Origin of the sequence: Roseobacter fucihabitans (assembly GCF_014337925.2) — a bacterium.
GTDB lineage: Bacteria > Pseudomonadota > Alphaproteobacteria > Rhodobacterales > Rhodobacteraceae > Roseobacter > Roseobacter fucihabitans.
Window position 1 is genome coordinate 2,954,592 of the sequence record NZ_CP143423.1, and the last position, 23,294, is coordinate 2,977,885.

General features: G+C 54.9%; 22 protein-coding genes and 3 pseudogenes. 12 read left to right on the forward strand and 13 right to left on the reverse strand.

Annotation, left to right across the window (positions count from 1 at the left end):
- Window positions 1–162: 162 nt before the first annotated feature.
- Entirely contained in the window at window positions 163–591 is a 429-nt protein-coding gene (locus ROLI_RS14480) for a hypothetical protein (protein WP_187429684.1), read from the reverse strand.
- A 322-nt stretch (window positions 592–913) separates the two neighbouring features.
- On the opposite strand from ROLI_RS14480, the gene ROLI_RS14485 reads away from it, so the two are divergent.
- The 7 genes from ROLI_RS14485 (at window position 914) to ROLI_RS14515 (ending at window position 7,435) form a co-directional block, all read left to right on the forward strand.
- The gene (locus ROLI_RS14485) at window positions 914–1,555 is read left to right on the forward strand and encodes an NAD(P)-dependent oxidoreductase (RefSeq protein WP_187429683.1); all 642 of its coding nucleotides are present in this window, start codon (window positions 914–916) and stop codon (window positions 1,553–1,555) included.
- 6 nt (window positions 1,556–1,561) lie between these two features.
- Window positions 1,562–2,788 carry an MFS transporter gene (locus ROLI_RS14490; RefSeq protein WP_187429759.1) on the forward strand — a complete coding sequence of 409 codons (1,227 nt, stop codon included), beginning with the start codon at window positions 1,562–1,564 and terminating at the stop codon, window positions 2,786–2,788.
- A 48-nt stretch (window positions 2,789–2,836) separates the two neighbouring features.
- Window positions 2,837–3,313, forward strand: coding sequence for a CIA30 family protein (locus ROLI_RS14495; RefSeq protein ID WP_187429758.1), 477 nt, complete (start codon window positions 2,837–2,839; stop codon window positions 3,311–3,313).
- 111 nt (window positions 3,314–3,424) lie between these two features.
- The gene (locus ROLI_RS14500) at window positions 3,425–3,898 is read left to right on the forward strand and encodes a pyridoxamine 5'-phosphate oxidase family protein (RefSeq protein WP_187429682.1); all 474 of its coding nucleotides are present in this window, start codon (window positions 3,425–3,427) and stop codon (window positions 3,896–3,898) included.
- An 82-nt stretch (window positions 3,899–3,980) separates the two neighbouring features.
- Window positions 3,981–5,330 (forward strand): NADP-specific glutamate dehydrogenase, encoded by a 1,350-nt coding sequence (gene gdhA, locus ROLI_RS14505; protein WP_187429681.1) that lies wholly within the window; start codon window positions 3,981–3,983, stop codon window positions 5,328–5,330.
- Window positions 5,331–5,368: 38 nt separating this feature from the next.
- The gene (locus tag ROLI_RS14510) at window positions 5,369–7,018 is read left to right on the forward strand and encodes an acetolactate synthase large subunit (protein ID WP_187429680.1); all 1,650 of its coding nucleotides are present in this window, start codon (window positions 5,369–5,371) and stop codon (window positions 7,016–7,018) included.
- A 78-nt stretch (window positions 7,019–7,096) separates the two neighbouring features.
- Window positions 7,097–7,435, forward strand: coding sequence for a DUF3140 domain-containing protein (locus ROLI_RS14515; RefSeq protein ID WP_187429679.1), 339 nt, complete (start codon window positions 7,097–7,099; stop codon window positions 7,433–7,435).
- 138 nt (window positions 7,436–7,573) lie between these two features.
- Here ROLI_RS14515 and ROLI_RS14520 read toward each other — a convergent pair whose 3' ends face one another.
- The 6 genes from ROLI_RS14520 to ROLI_RS14545 all read right to left on the reverse strand — a co-directional run bounded on the left by ROLI_RS14520 (window position 7,574) and on the right by ROLI_RS14545 (window position 12,534).
- Window positions 7,574–8,887, reverse strand: coding sequence for an MATE family efflux transporter (locus tag ROLI_RS14520; protein ID WP_187429678.1), 1,314 nt, complete (start codon window positions 8,885–8,887; stop codon window positions 7,574–7,576).
- Window positions 8,888–8,974: 87 nt separating this feature from the next.
- Window positions 8,975–9,955, reverse strand: a complete 981-nt coding sequence (locus ROLI_RS14525) for a DNA topoisomerase IB (protein ID WP_187429677.1) — start codon at window positions 9,953–9,955, stop codon at window positions 8,975–8,977.
- Window positions 9,952–10,164 (reverse strand): DUF2945 domain-containing protein, encoded by a 213-nt coding sequence (locus ROLI_RS14530; protein WP_187429676.1) that lies wholly within the window; start codon window positions 10,162–10,164, stop codon window positions 9,952–9,954. The genes ROLI_RS14525 and ROLI_RS14530 overlap by 4 nt, the downstream gene beginning before the upstream one ends.
- Before the next feature lie 471 nt (window positions 10,165–10,635).
- A complete protein-coding gene (locus ROLI_RS14535; RefSeq protein ID WP_222869471.1) occupies window positions 10,636–11,052 on the reverse strand; it encodes a DUF6326 family protein in 417 nt (138 codons plus the stop codon).
- A 1-nt stretch (window position 11,053) separates the two neighbouring features.
- Entirely contained in the window at window positions 11,054–11,797 is a 744-nt protein-coding gene (locus ROLI_RS14540) for a DUF2306 domain-containing protein (RefSeq protein ID WP_262386468.1), read from the reverse strand.
- Complete coding sequence (locus ROLI_RS14545; RefSeq protein WP_187429675.1) at window positions 11,776–12,534, reverse strand: class I SAM-dependent methyltransferase; 759 nt, start codon at window positions 12,532–12,534, stop codon at window positions 11,776–11,778. Before ROLI_RS14545 ends, ROLI_RS14540 begins: the two co-directional genes overlap by 22 nt.
- Before the next feature lie 97 nt (window positions 12,535–12,631).
- Here ROLI_RS14545 and ROLI_RS14550 point away from each other — a divergent pair, with 97 nt between their 5' ends.
- The 5 genes and pseudogenes from ROLI_RS14550 to ROLI_RS14570 all read left to right on the forward strand — a co-directional run bounded on the left by ROLI_RS14550 (window position 12,632) and on the right by ROLI_RS14570 (window position 17,665).
- A complete protein-coding gene (locus ROLI_RS14550) occupies window positions 12,632–13,516 on the forward strand; it encodes a LysR family transcriptional regulator (protein WP_187429674.1) in 885 nt (294 codons plus the stop codon).
- A gap of 189 nt (window positions 13,517–13,705) precedes the next feature.
- Window positions 13,706–15,168, forward strand: a pseudogene (locus ROLI_RS14555) (IS1182 family transposase).
- Between the two features lie 241 nt (window positions 15,169–15,409).
- Window positions 15,410–15,929 (forward strand): annotated as a pseudogene (locus tag ROLI_RS14560) (Tn3 family transposase); the annotation flags it as partial.
- Window positions 15,930–16,082: 153 nt separating this feature from the next.
- Window positions 16,083–17,219, forward strand: a complete 1,137-nt coding sequence (locus ROLI_RS14565) for an Acg family FMN-binding oxidoreductase (RefSeq protein WP_187431382.1) — start codon at window positions 16,083–16,085, stop codon at window positions 17,217–17,219.
- Window positions 17,216–17,665 (forward strand): MarR family winged helix-turn-helix transcriptional regulator, encoded by a 450-nt coding sequence (locus ROLI_RS14570; RefSeq protein WP_316247483.1) that lies wholly within the window; start codon window positions 17,216–17,218, stop codon window positions 17,663–17,665. The genes ROLI_RS14565 and ROLI_RS14570 overlap by 4 nt, the downstream gene beginning before the upstream one ends.
- 77 nt (window positions 17,666–17,742) lie before the next feature.
- Here the strand turns inward: ROLI_RS14570 and ROLI_RS14575 are convergent, their stop codons facing one another.
- The 6 genes and pseudogenes from ROLI_RS14575 to ROLI_RS14600 form a co-directional block, all read right to left on the reverse strand.
- A complete protein-coding gene (locus tag ROLI_RS14575; RefSeq protein ID WP_187431381.1) occupies window positions 17,743–18,339 on the reverse strand; it encodes an FAD-dependent monooxygenase in 597 nt (198 codons plus the stop codon).
- A 46-nt stretch (window positions 18,340–18,385) separates the two neighbouring features.
- A pseudogene (locus ROLI_RS14580) lies at window positions 18,386–19,098 on the reverse strand (IS6 family transposase).
- A 21-nt stretch (window positions 19,099–19,119) separates the two neighbouring features.
- Entirely contained in the window at window positions 19,120–20,283 is a 1,164-nt protein-coding gene (locus ROLI_RS14585; RefSeq protein ID WP_187431380.1) for an alanine racemase C-terminal domain-containing protein, read from the reverse strand.
- Window position 20,284: 1 nt separating this feature from the next.
- Window positions 20,285–21,430: an amidohydrolase gene (locus ROLI_RS14590; protein WP_187431379.1), complete on the reverse strand. Its 1,146-nt coding sequence runs from the start codon at window positions 21,428–21,430 to the stop codon at window positions 20,285–20,287.
- 3 nt (window positions 21,431–21,433) lie between these two features.
- On the reverse strand, window positions 21,434–22,723 hold the full coding sequence (locus ROLI_RS14595) for a TRAP transporter large permease (RefSeq protein ID WP_187431378.1): 1,290 nt from the start codon (window positions 22,721–22,723) through the stop codon (window positions 21,434–21,436).
- Window positions 22,720–23,250 (reverse strand): TRAP transporter small permease subunit, encoded by a 531-nt coding sequence (locus tag ROLI_RS14600; protein WP_338469168.1) that lies wholly within the window; start codon window positions 23,248–23,250, stop codon window positions 22,720–22,722. The genes ROLI_RS14595 and ROLI_RS14600 overlap by 4 nt, the downstream gene beginning before the upstream one ends.
- Window positions 23,251–23,294 lie beyond the last annotated feature (44 nt).

Consider the following 23,294-nt stretch of genomic DNA (forward strand, 5'->3'; position numbering starts at 1 on the left):
ATAAGCTTGGCGGTCTCTCCAATGTCCGATCTGTGATTTGAAAGATAGCCTTGGCCTTTTCCACGGCGATACCGATTTTTCATTTGCCGTCTCGATATGCTGCCTGCGTTGGGTTGGTCTCAATCACCGCAACACCGCTTTCGCCCAGCCTGACGGGGGAACTCATCGCAGGATGAGCCCCAAAGAGTTTTGATCAAGGCGCGGTCTTTGTTCGGGTAGGGTTTCACCATGATTCGCGGGAGCTAACTTCGTGAGAAGTTTCCCACCAGAAGGTGTCAGTAATATAGAATGCACGATCGGAAATTGCGCGATCAGGGCTGCATTGGCCAGGACCGACCAAGGCGCGGGAACGGTTCCTAAACTCAGGCTCATTCCAAGAAACATCGCGACAATCATCGATAACACCGCAAGCGCAAATATGACATGGCAAACGATGCCATAGATCAGCGCAATCGCGATGCGTGCCGTACCAGGTGGTGGCGAAAGGGTGCCCCGCGCCAGGCGAAATAGCCGTGTGAGCGAAGATGGGTGTTTTTTGTTCATATAGCCCGACGTAGCTGGCCCCTGCATCACGTCCAGCCAGCCGCTCATGATCGTTTGCTATCGCAGCCACTTGGCGAGCGCAGGTTCCAAACTATTTCAAGCGGCAGCGTAGAAAAGACAGTTTCAGGCTTCCTGCTGTGAAGGGGTAAAATTATGACGGTCCAAACTCAGAAAAACGCATCGGCAATTGACGCGCGCTGTGATCGTCCGTGCGAACACCTTGCATCGAAAAGATCCGCAGATGCACCATGGGGACTTGTATCTAAACGTGGCGCACTTGATCTGAGAAAGGACGGCGCGCAGCCTCACCGGTTCCATTCATTTTACGAAGATCTGCTGAACTAAACAGGTCTGCCGGAAGGATTTGCGCATGACGCAGCCGATTTTGATTATGGGTGCCACATCGGGCATAGGGAAATGTGCAGTTGAAGATGCACTGTCCCGCAATTTGCCGGTGCGCGCATTTGCACGAAGCGCGGACACGCTTTCTGCGGAGCCAAATCTTGAGATCGCAGCAGGCGATGCGCGCGATCCTCACGAGGTCGCTGCCGCGTTGAAAGACGTGCGGGCCATCATTTATGCTTTGGGCATCAAAGAGCGTTTATCGATGCTGTGGCAAGAAGAGACGTTGTTTTCACACTCCACCCGCATCCTGTTGGACCAGATGGACAACGTCGGAGTTTCGCGGCTCATTGCTGTCACCGGATTTGGCGCAGGCCGCAGCAGAGACGCGATGAGCACGCTTGAACGCATCGGACACAAAGCGATTTTTGGAAAACCCTATGCAGACAAAAGTCGTCAGGAAACAATGATCATGCAAAGCGAAACGGATTGGACAATCGTGCGCCCAACCATCCTGACGAACAGCAAGAAAACATGCCAATATCGCGTGTTGCGGTCTCCGTCCGAATGGCGGATGGGCATGATCTCACGCCGCGATGTCGCGGCCTATCTGATTGATGCGGCAACGCGAGATATCGACGTGAAAACCGATGTCGTGTTGACTCGGTAAACGATGATGAACCGTCCTTACCGCATACACGTTGCTTCCCTCACGCTGACCAAATTGGCGGATGGGCTGATTGATCCCAAATTGGTGCTGGCATGGTTGCTTAACGCAATCGGGGCGTCAGGCGTTTTGATTGGCCTGCTGGTCCCGGTCCGTGAGGCAGGCGCGCTGTTGCCGCAGCTTTTGCTGGCCCGCGCCATTCAACGTGCAAAGATCCGCAAATATTTCTGGGCGATCGGTGCCGCTGTTCAAGGTTTATCTGCTCTCGGGATGGCGGCAGCGGCGATTTTTCTGCCTGGCAAGACCGCCGGTTGGGTCATTATTGCACTGTTGGCAGTTCTTGCGGTCGCACGCTCTGCCTGTTCTGCCAGCTATAAGGATATCCTTGCGCGCACAGTCGAAAAAGGCACGCGCGGCAAAGTGTCGGGTAGTGCCGGAACCCTTGCAGCAATCGGGGTTTTCGCTTTTGCAATCCTTCTAAGCATCGGCTGGCTACCGCGCGAACCGCTGGTGATATCCGGCGCAATCGCGTTGGCGGGGTGCTTGTGGGTCTTGGGTGCGCTGACGTTTGTCACGTTGAATGAACCAAGCGACAACAGCGCATCTGATGCAGATGTATCCCTTTCCGGCCTGATGCGCCCACTTAAGGATGATACAGAGTTTCGCTATTATATCGCGACGCGCGCACAGCTTATTTCAACGGCACTGGCACCACCTTTCCTTGTGATGCTGGGCAGTGGAAACGGGGATAACGGTTTTGGCAATCTCGGTTTGCTTGTTCTTGCATCCTCTATCGCGTCCATCGCGTCGTCATATTTTTGGGGGGCCTTGTCAGACTGGTCGAGCAGGCAAACGCTTATGCTGGCAGGGGGCGTGTCGGGTGTAACGCTGACGGTGGCCGCAACGATAGGTTTTCTTCTTGATGCGGGGTCAGGCATACTTATCGCGGCATACGTGTTCGTGTCGCAAATTGCATATCAGGGAGCGCGGGCCGGCCGCAAGACACACCTGACCGATATGGACAGCGATGGTCAAAAAGCCGTCTACACCGCGCTTTCGAACACGTTGATCGGTGCCCTTCTATTGCTTGGGGGGATATTGGGCGCTATTGCCGATCTGGCGGGTGCTGAAACTGTCCTCGTGATATTGGCTGTTCTCAGCTTTTTGGCGGTTTTTTCAGCCTATCAACTGTCGGAAGTGCAAGCGGACGTCCGTGACGACGGCCCAGCCTCTTGATGCGAATGACCAAGCCAAACCCCTTTTGAAAATGCGGACTGATTGACCATGACAGAAAGACTTACACCAGACTGGGAGTTCATCGCTGATGGCGTCATGGGCGGCGTCTCACAGGGATCATTGACGACAGAAAAGCGCAAAGGTCGCACAGCGGTGCGTCTGTACGGTGAGGTCTCAACCGAGAACAACGGCGGCTTTCTGCAAATGGCTTTCGACATAAATGCATCGGGTAGCGCGTACGATGCAAGCCGCTGGACTGGCATTGAGGTGGACGTTCTTGGCAATGGCGAGACATACGAGATGCGCTTGCGTACCAACGAACTTGATAAACCTTGGCAATCCTTTCGACAGGCATTTCAGGCGGACAAAGATTGGAGAACGGTGCAATTGCCGTTCGCCGACTTTACAGCCCACAGGCATGATCTGGCCTTTGACCCTGCGCATTTGCGCCGGTTGGGTGTTCTGGCTGTCGGTCGGGAATTTCACGCCGATATAGCGCTCGCACAGGTACGATTTTATAATTGAACCATCTCGGTGCGACGGAGTTGTACAGTTAAGCTTTCTCCGAAAATTTAGAGCGGGTCGTCGGCGTCACAGTTGAGGGACGCGCGCAAAGCAACGAGCAGAGGAAACCGAATGACAACTAAACACGATCAATTCTGGAACATTATTGCTGGCATTCCGGCCTGTATGGTCACGACCGAAGACGGTGACTACATCCGCGCGCGCCCTATGGCCCCGTTCGTTAACAAGGACGCGCGCACCATTCAGTTCGTGACGGACGACGACAGTGCCAAGATCGAAGAAATGCTGTTGAACCGCAATCTGTGCCTGTCGTTTGCCGATACCAAAACGATGCAATTTGCGTCAGTGTCCGGCAAGGCGCGCATGACGGAAGACAAGCAATTGATCAAAAAACTCTGGGGGCCGTATTGCGACGTATTCTTCCCCGGTGGTCCCGACAGCGTGTCTGTGATCACGCTTGATGCGTCCCGCGCCGAATATTGGGATAACGATAAAAACAAACTGCTGTTGGCCTTTGAAGTCACCAAAGCATACTTCGGCGATCATGGCCCTGATCTGGGTGAAAATGCGAAACTCGATCTTTGAATGCTCGGATGACGCGCGGCGATCATAGGTTCCACGCGGCGTCTTATACCGTCCAACTTCCATCTCTAATCGGAGCGATCCAATGACATTTTCCCTTAGCAAACGGCATAGCAGCCTTGAAGAGTATCTTAATGCCCGTGTGCCCAACGAGCCGGAGTTCCATCAGGCGGTAACCGAGGTTATTGAAGATATCAAACCGATCATCGACCAGCATGCGGACTACAAGGCAGCCAACATGTTTGAACGGCTGGTCGAGCCCGAGCAGGTGATTACCTTTCGCGTGGAATGGCAGAATGACGCCAACGAGATTGAGGTCAACCGCGGTTACAGGGTGCAATTCAACGGGGCCATTGGGCCGTTCAAGGGGGGATTGCGGTTTCATCCGACGGTGAACCAATCCGTTCTGAAATTCCTCGGGTTCGAGCAGACGTTCAAGAACGCGCTTACAGGTCTGCCGATGGGCGGTGGCAAAGGTGGCTCCGATTTTGACCCATCGGGGCGATCAGATGCCGAAATCATGCGGTTTTGTAACGCGTTCATGCAGCAGCTTCATCGCTACATCGGGCCTGATATCGACATTCCGGCGGGTGACATCAACGTCGGTGCGCGTGAAATCGGCTTTCTGTTTGGAGCGCACCGCCGCATTACCAACCAGTTTCAGGGGATACTAACTGGCAAATCCCCGTCCTTTGGGGGCAGTCAGATGCGGACCGAGGCGACGGGTTACGGCGTCATGTATTTCCTGCAGGAGATGCTGAGAAAGAACAGCGCTGACGTGGATGGAAAATCGGTTATCATTTCAGGCGCTGGAAACGTTGCGACCTATGCCGCTGAAAGAGCCATCACAATGGGGGGTAAGGTGATCAGCTTGTCCGACAGCACGGGTTTTATCCACGATCCCGACGGCCTCACACAGGACAAGATTGACTGGGTTCGCGATCACAAGTCAAAAGCAGGCGAATCTCTAGCGGCTTACGTCAAGGAATTCGGCGGCGAATGGACCGAGGGCGGCGTGCCGTGGGGCCTGCAGGCCGACATCGCGGCCCCCTGTGCGACGCAGAACGAACTGGACGAAAAAAGCGCCAAGGCGCTGATCGGCAATGGGGTGCAAGCGGTGATCGAGGGCGCAAATATGCCGTCCACAGCTGCGGCCAAATCTGTGTTCAGGGCGGCCGATATCCTTTACGCGCCCGGCAAAGCCGCAAATGCTGGCGGCGTTGCGGTCTCAGGGTTAGAAATCAGTCAGGACCGTATGCGCAGGCCAAGCAGCGCCGAAGACGTGGACAAATCGCTGCAAAACATCATGTCAGACATCCACGACGCCTGCATCGAGGACGGAACCCGCGCCGGAAATGTCGATTACGTCAAAGGGGCAAATATCGCAGGATTTCGAAAAGTCGCAGACGCTATGCTCTCCCAGGGCGTAGGGTGATCCCGATCCTTAATTTTACCAAATAGAAGGCCGAAACCATGAAAGCATCCGATCTGTTTGTTCGCTGCCTGGAGCAGGAAGGCGTCACGCGAATTTACGGTGTGCCGGGTGAAGAAAACGCCGATTTTATGATGTCGCTCGGAAACTCGTCTATCGAGTTTATTCTGACGCGGCACGAACAGGGTGCGGCCTTCATGGCGGAAGTGTACGGCAGGTTGACTGGCACGGTCGGTGTCTGTCTGGGAACGCTCGGTCCTGGTGCCACAAACCTGATTACAGGTGTCGCTGACGGCAATATGGACCGCGCGCCAATGCTGGTCATTACCGGACAGGGTGCTTTGACCCGCCAACACAAAGAAAGCCATCAGATCATGAACGTGGTCGAGATGTACCGGCCCGTCACCAAATGGTCCTGCGCAGTTAATCACGCTGATAACATCCCCGAAATCGTCCACAAAGCAATCAAGCTGGCAGTCACGGAAAAGCCGGGCGCTTGCCATATTGAATTGCCCGAGGATATCGCCGCGACGCTAACCGAGGCGGCACCATTGCGTGCGACACGCACGCGCCGCCCGGTGCCGGGTAGCAAAGTCATCGACGATGTCTGGGGCCGTCTAAAAACCGCCAAAAGCCCGCTGATCATTGCTGGCAACGGTGCCATAAGGACTCGCGCAAGCGTCGAGTTGCGCCGCTTTTGCGATGCCACCGGAATTGGCGCGTTAATGACTTTTATGGCCAAGGGTGCGCTTGATCTTGATGATCCGCACTGCCTATTCACGGTGGGACTGGGGCAGCGCGACTATCCACAACTGGCCATTGACGCCGCCGACCTTGTTCTGACGGTCGGTTATGATCCGGTCGAATACGGACCCGAGAAATGGAACGCCGATTGCGACCTTGATATCATCCACATGGATTTCATGCCCGCGGAAAGCGACGCACATTATCAGCCACAGATCGAAGTCGTTGGTGATCTGGCACACGGTCTCGCAATGTTGAACGAACGCATCGCCGCTGACGGTTTACCGTCATACGACCTGACGGCGCAATCTGACCTGCGCACGAAGATGCAGACCGAATTTGCAGAGCACGCCGATGATAAGACCAAAGGCAGTATTCGTCCTCAAAAGGCCCTGGCAGACGTTCGCGCTGTTCTTGGGCCCAAGGACATTCTGCTGTCAGGTGTCGGCGCACATAAAATGTGGGTCGCGCGGCATTACCAGTGTCATGAACCTGGAACTTGCCTTATCTCGAACGGGTTTTGTTCCATGGGGATGCCATTGCCCGGGGCGATTGCCGCAAAACACGCCTGTCCGGATGTGCGCGTGTTAGCCGTGGTCGGGGACGCGGATGTGATGATGAACATCCAGGAAATGGAAACCGCGAGCCGGTTGGGCTCTGACATCACGGTGCTTGTCTGGGAAGATCACGCCTACGGTCTGATTGCATGGAAACAAGAACAGGAATTCGGTTCTCATACCGATCTGTCCTTTACCAATCCCGACTGGTTGGCGCTGTGTCAGTCTATGGGATGGAAGGGCGCGCGATGCGATAATGCCGAAAACCTGCAAGCAACGCTGAACGATGCGCTGGACCATGCAGGCCCGGCGATGGTTGTCATACCGATCGATTACCGCGAAAACATGGCGCTGACAAAGCGATTAGGCAAAATCGATCAAACATTCTAACGACCGGATCATGCTGCGCCAAATTCCGTGCGGTTGGTCATGAATTAGAATGATGCAAACAATGAGGTCTATATATTAATGTCAAAATCCAAGGATCAGATCTGGTCAGAATGGCGCGAATTGGTGAACCTGCAACCAAATGAGCTGGAAGACTGGCTGGAAACCGAAGAGTCAAAATCCGTCGGTGACACTGATGAAGGCGAGAGTACCGGACATAAATCGGGCCGCCGCATTGTCGAAATGAAGCGGACCAACAAGGATGATCTGAGCGACGATCAATGGGACCACATGGCAAAAGTTGTCGGATATGTTAAGCGTCATCTGTCGCAGGGTGGACCGGATGACGGAAAGGAAAGCTCGGCGTGGCGATACTCATTGATGAATTGGGGTCATGATCCACTTTTGGACGACAAGTAGAGAGAACCGCAGGAAATCCTGATCTCAGGATGTGCAGGCTTTTTTAACCGATCTGTTCCCATGCGACCGCATAGGTGCCAGTCCGCTCTTGCCGAGGCTGGGCGAGATGCGCTTTTACCCCTGATGAGATTGCCATGGTTAAGCCGCTTTTTCTTTTTTGACTTTGATAAAATCAGGTACTTTTACTTGCAACAGCCCCGTGCAGTGCAGCGCATAGACGGCGGCGGCGGCCCCAAGGACATTCGCAAGGGCCGCAGCAGAGACGATCCCGAAATATCCAAAGAGCGACACGCCGACCCAAGCCAACGGTAGATAGACGACAAATATCCGCCCCAAGCTGAGCGACATTGACCATATCGCCTTATCGCGTGCATTCATCGCGGCGTTGGCAATGACGACAAAGCCGTATCCAAACATCGTCAGCCCTACGATACGCAAATATTGAGCGGCATATTCGAGATCCCCTTCACCTGCGGCCAGAAGCCCTGCGATAGGGGTAGCAAACAGAAACAGAGCCAAGCCAATCACTGCGCCGTACGCCAGCGAGACCGACAATGCCCAGCCTGTCGCGGACTGCGCGCGCCCGGTTTCTTCGGCACCCCAGTTCTGGCCCACGACTGGACCTATTCCAGCCGACAGCGCCATCAGGGGCACCAGAAGAATGGACTGGATACGCCCAGCCGCACCAAAGCCCGCAACGGCATCATCGCCAACGGTGGCCACCGCAGCCGTGACCAGCGCCATGCCCGCAGGGTTAATCGCGTTTGATAGCGACGCAGGCACACCAACTGCCAGAATTCTTGATGCACTCTTGTAGGCACCCGCGAGGATATTGCCGCAATATCCCAAGAGCCCACGCCGCCACGCGATCCAGAGCGCCGCAATCATCGCCACGACCCGGCCGACCAGTGTGGACAATGCCGCACCTGCGGTTCCCATTTCAGGCAAAGGCCCCCAGCCGAAGATGAACACCGGGTTCAACGCAATCCCGAAAAACGCGGCAAGGATCATGATCGCGGGTGCGGTTGTGCCATCACCATGGGCCCGAAAGACCGAGTTGGTGATCATCATTATTACGAGAAACGGAAACGACAGCGCCCATAGGGGCATATAGGCCGCAACCTCCTGCGCGACCTTGCCACTTGCCCCGAGGCTGGCAAACAGCATCGGGTAAATCAGCCAGATCAGGATCGCAATGATCATCGAAAACAGTGCGCCCAATCCGATGGCGTGAATGCCAAGGCGCTGGGTGTCTTCGTCGGTTTCCCCAGCACCAACAAATTGCGATAACGCCGCATTTGCACCAGCACTCAGTCCGATGGACAGTGATGTCACCGCTGTTATGACGGGGTAGATAAAGCCGACCGCCGCAAGGGCTGCGCCGCTGACTTGCCCGAGGAAATACGCATCTGCAAGGCCAACTGCGATAACGGAAAAGATGCCCAAGCTCATGGGTGCAGACATGACTGCCAAAGCTTTCCAGATGGGTCCTTTCGTCAGGTCCCTTTTATTGCTCTCACTCAAAATCTTAATCCTCGGTCAGTTTTGTTTGGATGCGGGCGTAGATAGAAGCAACCGCATCAGGCGTTGTTCCGCAGCAACCAATCCGGCCTTTTTGATAGGTTGGAACGGTGCATTCTGTTTACCGGCAAGTTCAATAACAGCAGGATGGATGTAGCTGTTGCGCGCCACTGTCGGTGTGTTGTGCAACCGGGTCGCGGCGGCCTGCGCCATTTCTTTGATCGTGACGTTGCCGCCTTCTGCGCAGGAGAATGCGGCCAGCGTACCGGCCCATGTGCGAAATGACTTTGCAGTTACATGCGTATCATTTGCGGCATCGGCAAGATACGCATTCAGGGCCTGTGACGACAGCTGGTGCGGTGCGCCATCTTCGTCTGTCCATGTCAGTAAAGTGGCACCTGGAAGATCGTTCACCACTTGTAACAGTTTTTGCAACTTGCGGTCGGTGATCAACTTTTTGACCTTTTTACCGCCTTTGGCTGTAAACCTTAACGCGGTGTAATCATCATCAAGCGTCAAATGTTTGCGCCGCAGCGTCAATGCACCATACGTTCCGTTTTGACGCGTGTATTCGGGGTGACCCACCCTCAGTGCCGCACGGTCAATGATCTTCACCGCTGCGGCAAGGGCAAATTCGGCGTCTCCGGGGTCTGTCTCGAGGTCGCTTTCGACGCGCCGTCTGATGGCGGGCAGCAGGTTCCCGAATGTTGCAAGCTCTTCGAACTTCGCATTCGATTGGGCCGCCGACCAATCCGGATGGTAGCGGTATTGCTTACGCCGGCGCGCGTCTCTCCCTGTCGCCTGCAAATGGCCGTTAAGGTTGGTACAAATCCAGACATCCTCATATGCGGGCGGAACCGCGAGCGCTTCGATCCTTTTGCGTTCGGAACCGCGCGCTATGGCCGTGCCGTCAGGTGCTGTATAGGAAAATCCGCGCCCGCGCCGCTTGCGTGTAATCCCCGGATCCTGATCCGTCACATAGACCAGTCCGCTGGTCATTTCTTCTCAATCTCCGAGACGAGCTTGAGCACGGCGTCACCATCATCTTGCTTGATATAGACTGCGGGATCATCCTTGGTGCCGTTGCGCGTGACTTCTGTTCCCTTGATTTTGCGGGTCGTTTTTTCATGAAAGACCGACTGGACAACACCTGAGCCATGGCCGTCGCCCCAAGCCCATCTCACCTCATCACCTTCTTTGAACTGCATTATGTCGCTCCAAGTACCAATGTGCACGAGTTTATACTGTGATGTGAGTTGATGTGTTCCATTAAAACGAAAAAGCAAGTCTGACTAATAGGCCGGTCAACGATAAAGTCTGCTTGGTCCGAATCTGGATTTTTGGAACAATCAGGGTCGAAAGTTTAGTTTGATATCAGCGCAGATGGCCGCGTTTGAAAGACTGGTTTGGGAAAATATGCTGCACTGCCGAATTACAGTCACTGCAAATACGAACGTTTGCTGCGTGAGCAATAGCTGCGCGTGCACAAGTCCGGTTTGTCCGCATCTGTTAAGTTCAGGCAGGATGCAGCGAACGGTAGTGTATCTTGGAGCTAAGGTTCACGGACTGCTAAGCGAAAGTTGCTGGAAAGCCATCTTCGACTGATGCTGAACCATGTATCAATGACAGCTATAAATATTAAGATATTTTGTTGGAAAAAGCGGTCAAACGCCACGTATTTACGATGTTAATACATCTGTTCGCTCAGGGGCTTGCCATCGCCATGCTATCCCGACGATGGCAATTAGGGCAATCAACTGAATACCCATGAAAAAGAGGTTGTCGAGGTCGGGCTTTAGGTTCATTGCCACGATCATAACCATCGTGAAAAGGCCCACACCAATGTTCGCCCATCGATTGGCCGCATTTGGTAACAGCAATGCAAGGACTGTCATCAAGATCGGGATCTCTATCATGATCCCTCCGAACAGCATCAACATTTCTGTGACGACGGCTCCGTCAATTGTGCCGGACATAATCTGTTCCAGCATGCCGGGGCGGCGCAGCTCATGAATGTCGCGTGCAAAGAAATTCAGGATAATGAAGATCCAAAGGACCGACAAAAGAATACGGGGATTGCCACTTTGGTACATCATTTTAGGCCTCATTCCTTGGTGTTGACGACATATTGGGCAGTGAGGAATTCTTTCGCGGTCGCTTCGCTGGCTTGAGTATTGACCGAATTAAAATTTCTGCGACCAGCAGATTAAGCACCCAAGCGAAGATCATCATGCCGTCGCGTTGGGGTCCCGTCGCCTCAAAGCCGACAAAAATGATCCAAGTGATTCCCAAAACAGTTTGGGTCGAAGCACCTTGCCCGATGGCGTAGGCTCGCACCATTGATGTGCTATGTTGAAAGATATTCCGGGACCTGATCGCGATCACAGCCCAGATGATGCATCCAACCATTGCTGTACCCAGAACTATCCGCGCCCAATAAAGCGCTGCACCTTGCAGCGTTTGTGGAAAGACGTAAAAGTGCGTCATCCAAAGGCCAGTGAGCGCGGAAACACATCCCGCCGCTGCGATCAGCCAACCGATAGCGCGATGCGCTGCTGGACGCTGGTGGCGTAGGCTCGGTAAGAACTGGAAAGCGCCGAGCACGCAGAACAGACTGCTGCTGAGGATGTGGAGAATGATGGGTGTTGGGGCAAACGATGCCCGAGGGTTCTCTGGTGCGATCTGCGGCCCGCCTGCAAGCTCGAGAACCCGTATCAACCCGCCAACGACCGGAATGAATGAATAGACAAAGATTGCGCCAAGGACGACCCACTCCCATTTTCCTAAGCGAAGTTTTGGGGCTTTTCGATTTGAACTAATCATTTTGGCCGCCGGGCCCAAAAAGCAGTGCTCCCGAAGCCAGCAAAGGAACCAAGCCGAACCGGTTGGTATCCGACATCAACAAGCTGGGATGCGTACAGCCAATCAATGCCTTGTTGTTCTGTTATCGCCCGTGTGCGCCACAGAAGTTGGACAACTACTCCAAAAAGTGAGGGGCGCGTCACGCAAAGGAACACCATCCCACCCGGCTTTAGAACACGAACCATCTCTGTAAGGGCACGTTGCGGATTCGGCAGATGTTCAAGGACATGCGCGGCCATAACAACATCAAAAGACTGATCCTCATAAGGCAATGACATAACATCGGCCTGTTGAAGGCGCGGGGCCAGCCCGGCGTACTGCATCACGGACTTGGCCTGTACAAGCATTTCAGCAGAGGTATCAATGGCATGGAAGTCGATCGGACCCTTCTTGATGCTATCAAGTGCGATCGAAAGGCTCCCATTTCCGACGCCGCAATCAAGTATCTGCGCCTTTGGCTCAATCTGCATAAGTTCTATCACGACCTGAGAGGTCAAAAGCGGTTCCTGATACGCGGTATTCAATTGGAAACGACGCGCCGTCCGCGCCCATTTGCCCGAGACCGCGTCGTAACGGCTGGCAAGATCCGTCGTGGAGAGCGGCCACCTGCTGATCATGAATTCCCAAGAGCCAATGCGACGAGAGGTCATGGGGATTGCCTTTGCTATCGTGGCGGTGTTTGACGACCTGAGGTTTTTGATTTTTAGCTGCGTCATGTCTCTCACCTGCATAAAGTTGGCCGTTGGCGAGCATATAGAGTGCAGCTTATGAATACAGAATTGCGTATCTTTCTTGTTTTGGTATACGTAAATAGTGGAGTGGAAACGATCAGCTTTCGACTGGAACCAAGCGCGGGCGTTTCTCGTCACCGCCGAAGAAGGATCGCTGTCCGCAGCCGCACGCGCGCTTGGACTGACGCAACCAACGCTGAGCCGACAGGTCGTGGGCCTCGAAGAGGCGCTTGGTTTGACACTTTTTGAGCGGACATCGCGCGCACTCTTGCTGACACAATCCGGCTTAGAATTGCTGGCCCACTTTCGGATGATGGGCGATGCGGCAAACAGCATATCCCTTGCCGCAACGGGCCAATCCCAAGCTGTGACTGGACATGTGTTGATTTCGGCCACAGACCTGATGGCAACCCATTTTCTATCGCCAGTCCTCAAGACATTGCGCGCAACCGCACCAGACCTTCAGATCGAGATTATCGCAACAAATGAGTTAAGCGACTTGCGGCGGCGTGAGGCTGACATCGCAATCCGTCATGGTCGCCCCAAAGACGAGACCTTGTTTGCAAAACGGCTTCGCGATACCAACGCACATCTGTTTGCTTCAAAAGAGTACCTCGACGAAGTGGGGCGCCCCGAGACGCTTGCAGATCTTGAAAAATTGAAGTTTGTCGGTGTCGACAAACCAGAACAGCGGCTTGGTTTGATGGCATCTCGTGGCGTAAATCTGACGACTGCAAATTTCAATTTTTCGACGTCGAGTGCCACACTCACGCTCGAACTTGTCCGTCAAGGTTTTGGGATCGGCATTCTCCCTATCGACATCGGGGTGGCTTATCCAGAACTCGAAAACCCTTTCTCGGCGTTTGAGCCGATCAGTATCGAGACATGGCTGGTGGCTCACCGCGAGCTAAAGACCAATCTAAGAATTCGCGTGGTTTTTGATCTGCTGGCAGAAGGCATTGGATAGAAACATCGAGGCTCCGCTACCGGGTTGAGGCTGGAAAGCCAAGACTGCCGCTATTCCAAACAACCTTTGGAATAGGCCATCGCATGGGAGGTCCCAGAATAAATGAAGGGCGGATTCTGTTGAAAAACTCTTGCTTGATCGGGTGGCTATTCGCTGATTCAATTTTCCTTAGCAACGGGGGTGATTTCGATGCTGGGACCAAAGCAAGAAGCACAAGGCGCGCTGTTTTACGAGTTCTCGATTGACGATCATGTGCCCCAAGATCACCTGCTGCGGTCAATTGATAGGTTCGTTGATCTAAGCGACATCCGCCAATACCTAGCGGACTTTTATAGCCACACTGGCCGCCCGTCCATCGACCCAGAACTGCTGATCTATTACCCGGCAGTGCATGTTTACATGCATGAGAGGGCGCATGCTGCTCGTGGGCTATTGTTCTGGCATCCGCTCGGAGCGCCGTCTTTGTGAAGAGGTGCATTTGAAACTGGCGTATCGTTGGTTTTGCCGCCTCGATCTATCTGATCCGGTGCCGAACCACTCGACGTTCTCCAAGAACCGGCATGGGCGTTTCCGGGAGAGTGCATTGTTGCGACACCTGTTCGAGAAGACCGTAGCTCGGTGCATCGCGGATGGCTTGGTGAGTGGCCAGCGCCTTGCGGCAGACGCCAGTTTGATCGAGGCAGATGCGAACAAACAAAACGCGACGCCGAAGGAAGATTGGGACCATAATGCCATCGATCCAAACGATGCGCCGCGTGCCGTGAAGGAGTATCTTGATGTCTTGGATAACGCAGCTTTTGGCGCAGCATCTGAGGTTGAACCCAAGTTCACGTCCCATTCTGATCCTGCAAGCCAATGGACGGCAGCCCGTAAAGGCCCTGCGTTCTTCAGTTATTCCACCAATTACCTGATCGACACGGATCATGCCGTGATCGTCGATGTGGAGGCCAGACGATCAATCCGGCAAGCAGAAGTCGGGTCTGTGCGCTCAATGTTGGATCGGGTCAAAGACACGTTCGATCTGCATCCCGAATGGATTATCGCCCCCTCTCATTGATTGCTTTGCAATCAACTGCCGGGCAATGGACACAGCTTACGGTTCCGGCCCGATGCTCGGGTGGTTGGTTGATCGCAAGATCGAACCGCACATTCCGGTTATGGATAAAGCGAGCCGCACGGATGGCACATGGTCTTGCGCGGACTTTGAATGGGATGCGGAGAATAACCAATACATCTGCCCGGAAGGCGAGCCGCTCAAGCAATTCCGGCGCAACTATTCTGACCCAAATCGTGGGCCAACCGGCAAAGGCGTCGCCAAGTATAAGGCCCTTAAACAGACGTGTCAGGCCTGTCTGTCAGAAATGCAATGCTGCCCGAATGCTGATGCGCGAAAAATTACCCGCGAAGAACATGAAGACGCCCGTCAGGTCGCCCGCGACATTGCCAAGACCAAGCAATACGCAATCTCAATGCGGCTGCGCAAGAAAGTTGAGATGCTCTTCGCGCATCTCAAACGCATCCTCGGGCTGGGACGTCCCCGATTACGTGGCCCATGCGGCGCAAATGACGAATTCCTGCTCGCCGCCACCGCCCAAAACCTCCGCAAACTCGCCAAGATCTTTCCTGCACCGCAGCAAATGCAAAAAGCCTGATAAGAAAGGCGCTCGCGCTCCATTTAGATCACCACTTCCTGCGCTCGCAACACGTTGTTTTTCCACAGAATCAGCCAATGCAGACTTTCGCTGCGAGCGCAGCGAGATCACACTTTGTTCCGCACGGTGTGGGTTCGTCGACGGGGAAGCGAACGGTAACATCTGCAATTCATCAGTTCCGAGTAACGATAATTCCTAGTTATCGTTACCCATACGGTAGGCGCACGAACTGATGGCTAAGGTGCGCGAGAAACTGATCCACGATCACTGGAGGACATTCTACGTATCGCCGTCACCATGGAAAGTGGTGCAATGCAACCAAGCCAGATCATGCGAAAGCTGGCGTCATATCCACGCCAATTGCTCTTGCCGTTGCGTTGCGCGAGGTGGGGACGGTCGAACGCACTCTCTTCATCGCGCGATGGCTGACAGACAGCGATCTGCAACGTCGCGCCCAGATCGGCCTGAACAAAGGCGAGTCCCATCACGCTTTGAAAAATGCTCTGCGCATTGGCCGCCAAGGCGAAATCCGTGACCGCTCCGGCCGCGCCCAAGATGACCGCCTCGCGGACCTCAATCTCCTGGCTACGATCATCATCTACTGGAATACAAAACAACTCGGTCAGGTAATCGCCAAGCGCAGACAGACTGGAATTTATGATCCAGAAGATCTGCTCTCACACGTCTCTCCACTTGGTTGGGCCCACATTTTGATCACTGGCGAGTACAGATGGCCCAAAACCACCCCGAAAATCCCTTAGCGCAGGATTCCGCCCCTATCCGCAACTGACCCCCCTCTGCGCGCTGCCACCGTATGAGAGCAGAAGGCGTGATCTAGACGCGTCTAATGTAAGCACCCTTGATTAGTTCGATGTCGATCTATATGGTTCGATATAGAACCAATGGAGATAATCATGCACAGAAGAAATATTCTCAAAATTATTGGCGGTGGCGTCGTTTTAGCAGCGGCGGGTGCTGTCGGATTTTCCACAACCCGCCGTCCTGACACCGCATTGGCCCCTTGGGGTCAAGCCGGGCAATATGATGATCCGCGCATGAATGCGCTGTCCTACGCCATTCTGACGCCCAATCCGCACAACCGGCAGCCATGGATCGTGCGCCTTGATGGTGAAAACGCGCTGACGCTGTTCTTCGACACCGATAAGCAACTGCCGCACACCGACCCCAACGACCGACAACTGACCATCGGACTTGGCTGTTTTCTGGAACTGATGCGGATGGCCGCAAATGCAGACGGCTATGACGTTGCGGTATCGCTGTTTCCAGATGGCACAGACCCTGGCGGGTTGGATAACCGGCCTGTTGCATCGGTCGTGTTCACAGCGGCACCCCCCTTGCGCGATCCGTTGTTCGATCATGTGATGGCGCGACGCTCGAACAAGGAACCTTACGACAGCACCAGACCGGTGCCGACCGATGCGATCGCGCGCATTTTGCAAACGGCACGCCACGGGCGCCTAGGCGGGTCCGTGCAAGACGCCGACATCGCATTCTGGCGGCAACTGACGACAGACGCACTAACCATCGAATTCGAGACACCGAATACTTTCAAAGAAAGTGTCGATCTGTTCCGGATCGGTAAGGCCGAGATTGAAGCAAACCCCGACGGTATCGACCTAGGTGGCCCGCTTTTCGAAGCGCTGTCCTACGCAGGCGTTCTGACCCGCGAAGCCACGCTTGATCCCGCATCGCAGGCCTATGCCGAAGGTCTTGCCGCCGCACATGACAATACACAATCGGCGATGGGCCATCTTTGGCTGGTCACCCAGGACAATACGCGAGCCGACCAGATCGCGATAGGGGCTGACTGGCTGCGGGTGAACCTTGCGTGCACAGCCGAAGGCCTGTCGTTTCAACCGCTTAGTCAGGCATTGCAGGAATACCCTGAAATGGCGGCTCTCTATCAGGAAACCCACAGCCGTCTGGCCCCGGGCAGTGGCACTGTTCAAATGCTCGCACGGATCGGCTATGGTCCTGATGTGGACCTCAGTCCCCGTTGGCCGATTGCAGCAAAACTAGGAACAGTGTGAACGAAGACCAAAAGACAGCCTCGAAGATTTTCGACTTCTTTACGGAAGTCGGAATAATCACCCAGTTATCGACAGCGATGTTCGCCAAAAGCTTGCCCGATGGTGTCCATCCGTCGCATTTTTCGATCCTGAACCACCTTGCCCGATTGGGCGATGGTAGGCCGCCCGCGCGGATCGCCGCTGCGATGCAGGTCACCAAGAACACGATGTCGCATTCCTTAAAGGTGCTGTCGGCGCGTGATTTTATCACGGTCGCGGCTGACCCCGACGATGGACGCGGCAAACTGGTTTTCCTGACCCCAACAGGTCGCCGCTTTCGCGATCGGGCGATCACAGATGTCACCGAAACGTTCGGCCCTGTTTTTGGCCCTCAGCAGCTAGAGATCATGGACCGTATCCAAGATGACCTCGCGCAGATGCGCAAGCATCTGGATGATAATAGGTGAGCCGTACAGATCGACGGTCCAGCTTAGTGAATTGATGTTCGACCGACTAACGGCTGACGCAATCCGCCTGTCTTCTTCTATCCAAGCCTCGATCCACTTGCGAGCCGACGGCCCCGAATAGCGGTTGTTTCCAGATCCATTGTTCCGGCCATGTTCCAACGCTCAAGCATGTCTTTTGGAAGAAGATCAGAGGCAGTCCAACCTGATAAGGCCTCCGCCAGAAGTGCCGCATCGCCGAAGGCTTTAGAGGTGCCCGCAGCTGTGTGCGGGAGGATGGTTCCGGCTGCGTCACCAATCAGAAACGCCCTTCCATGAACGCGCGGTTGCGCGGCCACGTCCTGCACCGGCTGCATGAAGATCGCTAATGCGTGAACAAGCGCGCGGAACAAAGGTGGGAGGGTGCGTTCAGCCATTTCCTGTATCGCCAGTTTCGTTGCCTCCGTGACATAGCCGGCCGGAAGAAACGACTGATACCGCGTCCCGGTCTGGCCCGTCATGAAGCGGTCGAGGTCATCGGCAGACGTATTCACATACCAGACCCAATTGATACGGCGTTGGCCGGGCGCGGTTTCACCATCCGCTCCGGGGACCAGATAGCAAAGCATCTGCATTCCGGGTTTCATGTAGGAGGTAAACCGGTCCTTGAGTGCTGCGACCAATTCGTCGGATGGCATCGCCAACTTACTGGATCTTGCCGAAAAGGAGCTATAACACACCTGGTCAAGCGGCGTTCAACTCACACGTGATGTCGTCCCAAATGCTGTGTGCATCTGAGCGGGATTGTCGATAGGCAGGGGCGGTTAGTTTGTGGCGGCGAGGGCGAAATACGGTTTGAACTTGATCGTGGACAGACAAAAAGAGCTGTGCTTGGCAAGGCGATTTGAAGCGGGCCATGATCTTTTCTCGGTGCCGCGTTGGTCGATGCGAGCCTTCAGATCTGTTGTTTAAGCCTTTATGCCTGCGGTGGTCGATGCCGGGCGCGAGGCTTTTCAAAGCCGCACTATAGCTGCTGAGTTTGTCCGTGGTCACAACGCGCGGCCGCCCGTATTGCTTGAGTAGCTTGCGGAAAAGCGTTTCGCTGCGCGAGTGTTGCGCCGAGATTGAACCAGAATATCAAGAACGTCACCAGTGCTGTCGATCGCGCGCCAAAGCTAGAATTTGCGCCCGCGGATAGGAGTGACCACTTCATCAAGGTGCCATTTATCAGACGGCGCAGTTCGATCCCGGCGGATGGAAGCGGCATAGTTTGTGCCAAATTTGCCAACCCATTTCCGGATCGTCTCATAGCTTACGATGATGCAGCGCGTCGCAAGTAGATCCTCGACATCGCGCAGGCTCAAGGGAAACCGAAAATAAGACCAGACTGCATATGCAATGATCTCAGGCGGGAAACGGTGACCTTTGAAGGCTCTGGAATGTTTGGCTTTTGTCATCTCGGTCGGTACGATTTCGGATCAGGTCCCGCAAGTTGACGATGCCGTCCATCGGAACTTACTGACTACGCTACATTTATCGCAGGGAATCTGTGTGTTGCGTTGACCCCAACTGGCGTAGAGTTCGGCCATGATGGTACTTGACTGTACCTGTATTTGAGTCGGATCAATACATGACCCTGCCTGGGCGCCAAAGATAACAACCTCATCCCCAACCTCAATTACCGGAACGTCGGTGACGTCGATCGTCAGCAAGTTCATCGAAACCTTTCCCAACACTGGTACGTGTTTTCCTTGAATCAAAACATGAAATCGATCCGTCCAGTGGCGTTCGATACCATTGGCGTATCCAATTGAAACACTCGCCAAACGGCTGTCGCGGTTCAAACGCACGGTCCGGTCGTAGCCCACGCTGTTGCCGGCGCTGTAACTGCTTAGGCTGACCACGCGAGATTTCACTGTCATCGTTGGCTCAAATCCAAGGTCCGGCTTCAATATGCCGTAAAGGATCGCGCCGCAGCGCAGCATATCCGTTGGCGGCGGAGCATCTGCCACCAGCGTCAAGGAACTGCCAGCGTGGATCAAAATCTGTTGGCGGTCGAGCTTACCATGCTGAACGATCCACGCTGCATCTTCGGCAAAACAGGCGGCGGTTTTGGCCAAATCTTCGCACGTATTTGAAGGATAATGCGTGCAAATGCCGCGTATATGCCCCGCACAAAGCTCAAGTATTTCTTGTGCCTTTTGTCGTCCGCGATCTGAGCGCAGCTCAAGCGCATCCCGCGACATGCCATCTGCGTTCAACGCCAGATGCACAGGGGCAGTTGAATGCAACTCGCGCCAGATGCGGGCGCCTTCGGGCGAACTGATCTGCTCTTCTATGCGCAAAGGCAATGCGGCCTGTGCCTCAGCCAAGGTCGCGCATCGCAGCCTGATCACGTGACCGGTAAAGCCGGCGTCTCGCACGGCGCGGGCCTCTTGATTGGACACGATGCCGATATTTTGCACTTTGTTGCGCGACAGAATTGGCACAACATTTGCGATCCCATGCCCGTACGCATCTGATTTGAGAACGGCGCAGAACATGGCATTGCGCGGCAAAAGAGTGAGGGCGCGGATGAGGTTGCCTTCGATTGAAGGCAAAGAAATTTCGCACCATGACGAAAGAGCAGCCGTGCGATCCATGTTAGTCCAGCAAAAGAGCGATGATGGCGCGCATCAGCTTTGCGCCCGGCGCGATCAGATCGTCGGGGAAGTCGTAGTCGGGATTATGAAGCTGCGGATGATTTTCGCCCGCGCCTAAAAACACGATCGCGGACTTTGCCCCGTCCAATCCGAATTGACCGAAATCCTCGGACCAACTTTGCGGTGTATCCATCTCTTGGATCAGGTTGCCGCAGATTTCGGCCGCGGCGCGGGCCAATGCAATGGCGTCAAGATGGTTCAGCGTCGCCTGAAAAATGTCGCAGAACGACGTCTCGACTGTCAGCGCGCCTCTGGCGTCGGCAATCGCGGCGTCGGCACCTTTCACCATCTGTGCGATCCCGTCATCAGTGCTGCTGCGCAGTGTCACGCGCAGTTCACCTTCGCCCGGCGCAATGCCAAATGTGGGTGCGCCAAGCCGCGCATGCGTTAGGGTGCTGAGCCTGAAGTCGCCATCACGTACCCCGCCCATCCCCAGCGTTTCAAGATCCCCCATCAACCGTGCCATGGCAGCGGCAGGGGACAGACCGTTCTGCGGTTCAGCAGCATGAGAGCTTTTGCCCACCAGTTGCACTTTAACTCCGCGCGAGGCACAACAGGCCGGACCCGTGCGCAATCCGATCTCGCCCAGACGACGGCCCGGAACATTGTGAAACGCGAAAGCAAAGTCCGGGCGCAGCGCGGGCCAGCGCGGATCGGCGATGACGGTGGCAGCACCTTGACCGGTTTCTTCGGCAGGTTGAAAGAGCAGTATCACCCGCCCCCGTTTTGGCCGCCGCGCCAGAAGTTTGGCGACCCCCATGACAATCGCCATATGACCGTCATGCCCACACAGGTGCCCTTTGCCCGGTGCGGCAGAGCGATAGGGCAGATCGGAAATTTCCTCGATCGGAAGCCCGTCCAGCTCACACCGGATCAGCACAGTGGGCCCATCCTCAGGCCCTGCAAAAGACGCAGCCACGCCGTGACCGCCGAGCCCCTCGTACAGGTGATCGGCCCCCGCCTCTTCAAGTGCCAAGGCGATACGCCCGGCCGTGCGGATCTCTTCGCCGGACAGTTCGGGATGGGCATGCAGTTGGTGCCTCAGTTCGGTAAGCGCCGCGCATTGTGAATTAGTCAGTTCTGACATCGATCATCCAAAGACGAGGTTCGGCAGCCAGAGAGATACCTGCGGAACAAAGGTTGTGATCAGGAGCGTCGGCAGCCAGGCAAACACAATCAGCAAAAGCGTGGGTTTCAGCATGACGTTGACCGGCGTCTCGGTGACCCGCGCGCCAAGATAAAGAAGCGGCGCGGTGGGCGGCGTGATATTCGCCATACCGAGGTTGACGCCCAGAACAGCCGCGAAATGAACCGGATCCATGCCAGCGCTTTGAACAATGGGCAAAAGCAACGGGGCAGACAGCAGCAGACCCGAGATATCATCCATCAGCATCCCGATCAGGATCATTACCAGATTGACCATCAAAAGCACGATGACCGGATGCTCGGAGATCGAATAGATCAGATTTTGCGCAAGCGCGGGGATGTTTTCATAGACGAGGAACTGGCTGACGATAAGCACCATGAAGACCATCATCATCACTACGCCGATGGTCGTGCCCGCATAGCGCAGGGTTTCAAAGAAATTCTCGCGCGTCAGTCCCTTGTACACAAAAAACCCCACCGGGATGGCGTAGACAACGGCAACGCCTGCGGCCTCGGTCGGGGTCATGATGCCCCCATAGATGCCGCCCAGAATGATGACGGGCATCATCAGTGCCGGTATTGCTGCGACAGAACGCTTGCGCAGTTCCGGAACAAAATCACTGTGATCTGTGCGCACCTTGAGATCGGTCACGTTGCGCAAAAGTACGAAATTCACCAGACAGAGGAGCGTTATGAGGATCAGCCCCGGCACCACAGTCGACAGAAAACACTTCAGCACAGATTGTTGGGCAACCCACGCATATAGGATTTGCGATGAACTGGGCGGGATCAAAAGCCCCAGCGGTGAGGCTGATACGATCAGCGAAGCTGACAGGCCGTCAGGATAGTTGGCGCGGCGCAGGTGCGGCATCATGATTGATCCGATGCAGGTCAGGGTCGCCGCCGCTGACCCCGAGATCGCGCCGAAAATGCCACTGGCAACCACCGCTGCTGCGCTGAGCCCGCCACGGACATGCCCCACCATCAGTTCTGCCAATGCCACCAGCGGTGCTGCGATACGGCCACGCTCCATGATTGCACCGGCCAGGATAAACAGCGGGATGGCCAGCAAGACCAGTGAAGATACTTTCCAATGCCCCGTGGGCATGAAGCCACTGACGTCATGGCCACCGAATATCGAAATAAAGATTAGCACGCCGCCAAAAGACATCGGAACGGAAACCCCGATCAACAAGAGCAGGCAAATGAGGAAAAGAGCGCCAAGAATAATCATGGGGTTGCCTCTTCCGGGCCGGTCCTGATCCGGGCATAGAGGTGCAGGGCGCTGTAAAATGCCATGAAGCCAAAGCCCACCAGAATTGCCAGGCGTGGCACAAAGAAGGGGATGCGTAAGGCAATAGTCGTGCGCCAGCGCGGATAGCTGGAAATTTCGTCGATCAGCATCAAAACCGCCCAATAGACCAGCGCCAATGTCACAATCAGCTCAATCGCCGTCACAAGGATCGCGCGGATATGAGCCTTTTTAGGGTCGTTAATGACGTAGCTTAGCAGGTCTGCGTTTACATGACTGCCTTCGAAGGTGCCAATCGCGCTCCCCATGAAATAAAGCCAAAAGCAAATGATTAAGAGCCATTCTTCATAGGCGAACAGGTCAGCATCAAAGAGATATCGAAAGATCACCACGAAGAAAAAGGTCACCGCCATGATGAGACAGGCAATCACCGCGAACCAGGATTTCACCGTGATCATCCGCGAGACAAGGCGTGAAACATTCGGCGACAAAGTAGCATGCACGTTCATCATGAGAAGTCCTTCGACACAGTAGCGGAAGGGGGCCAGACGCG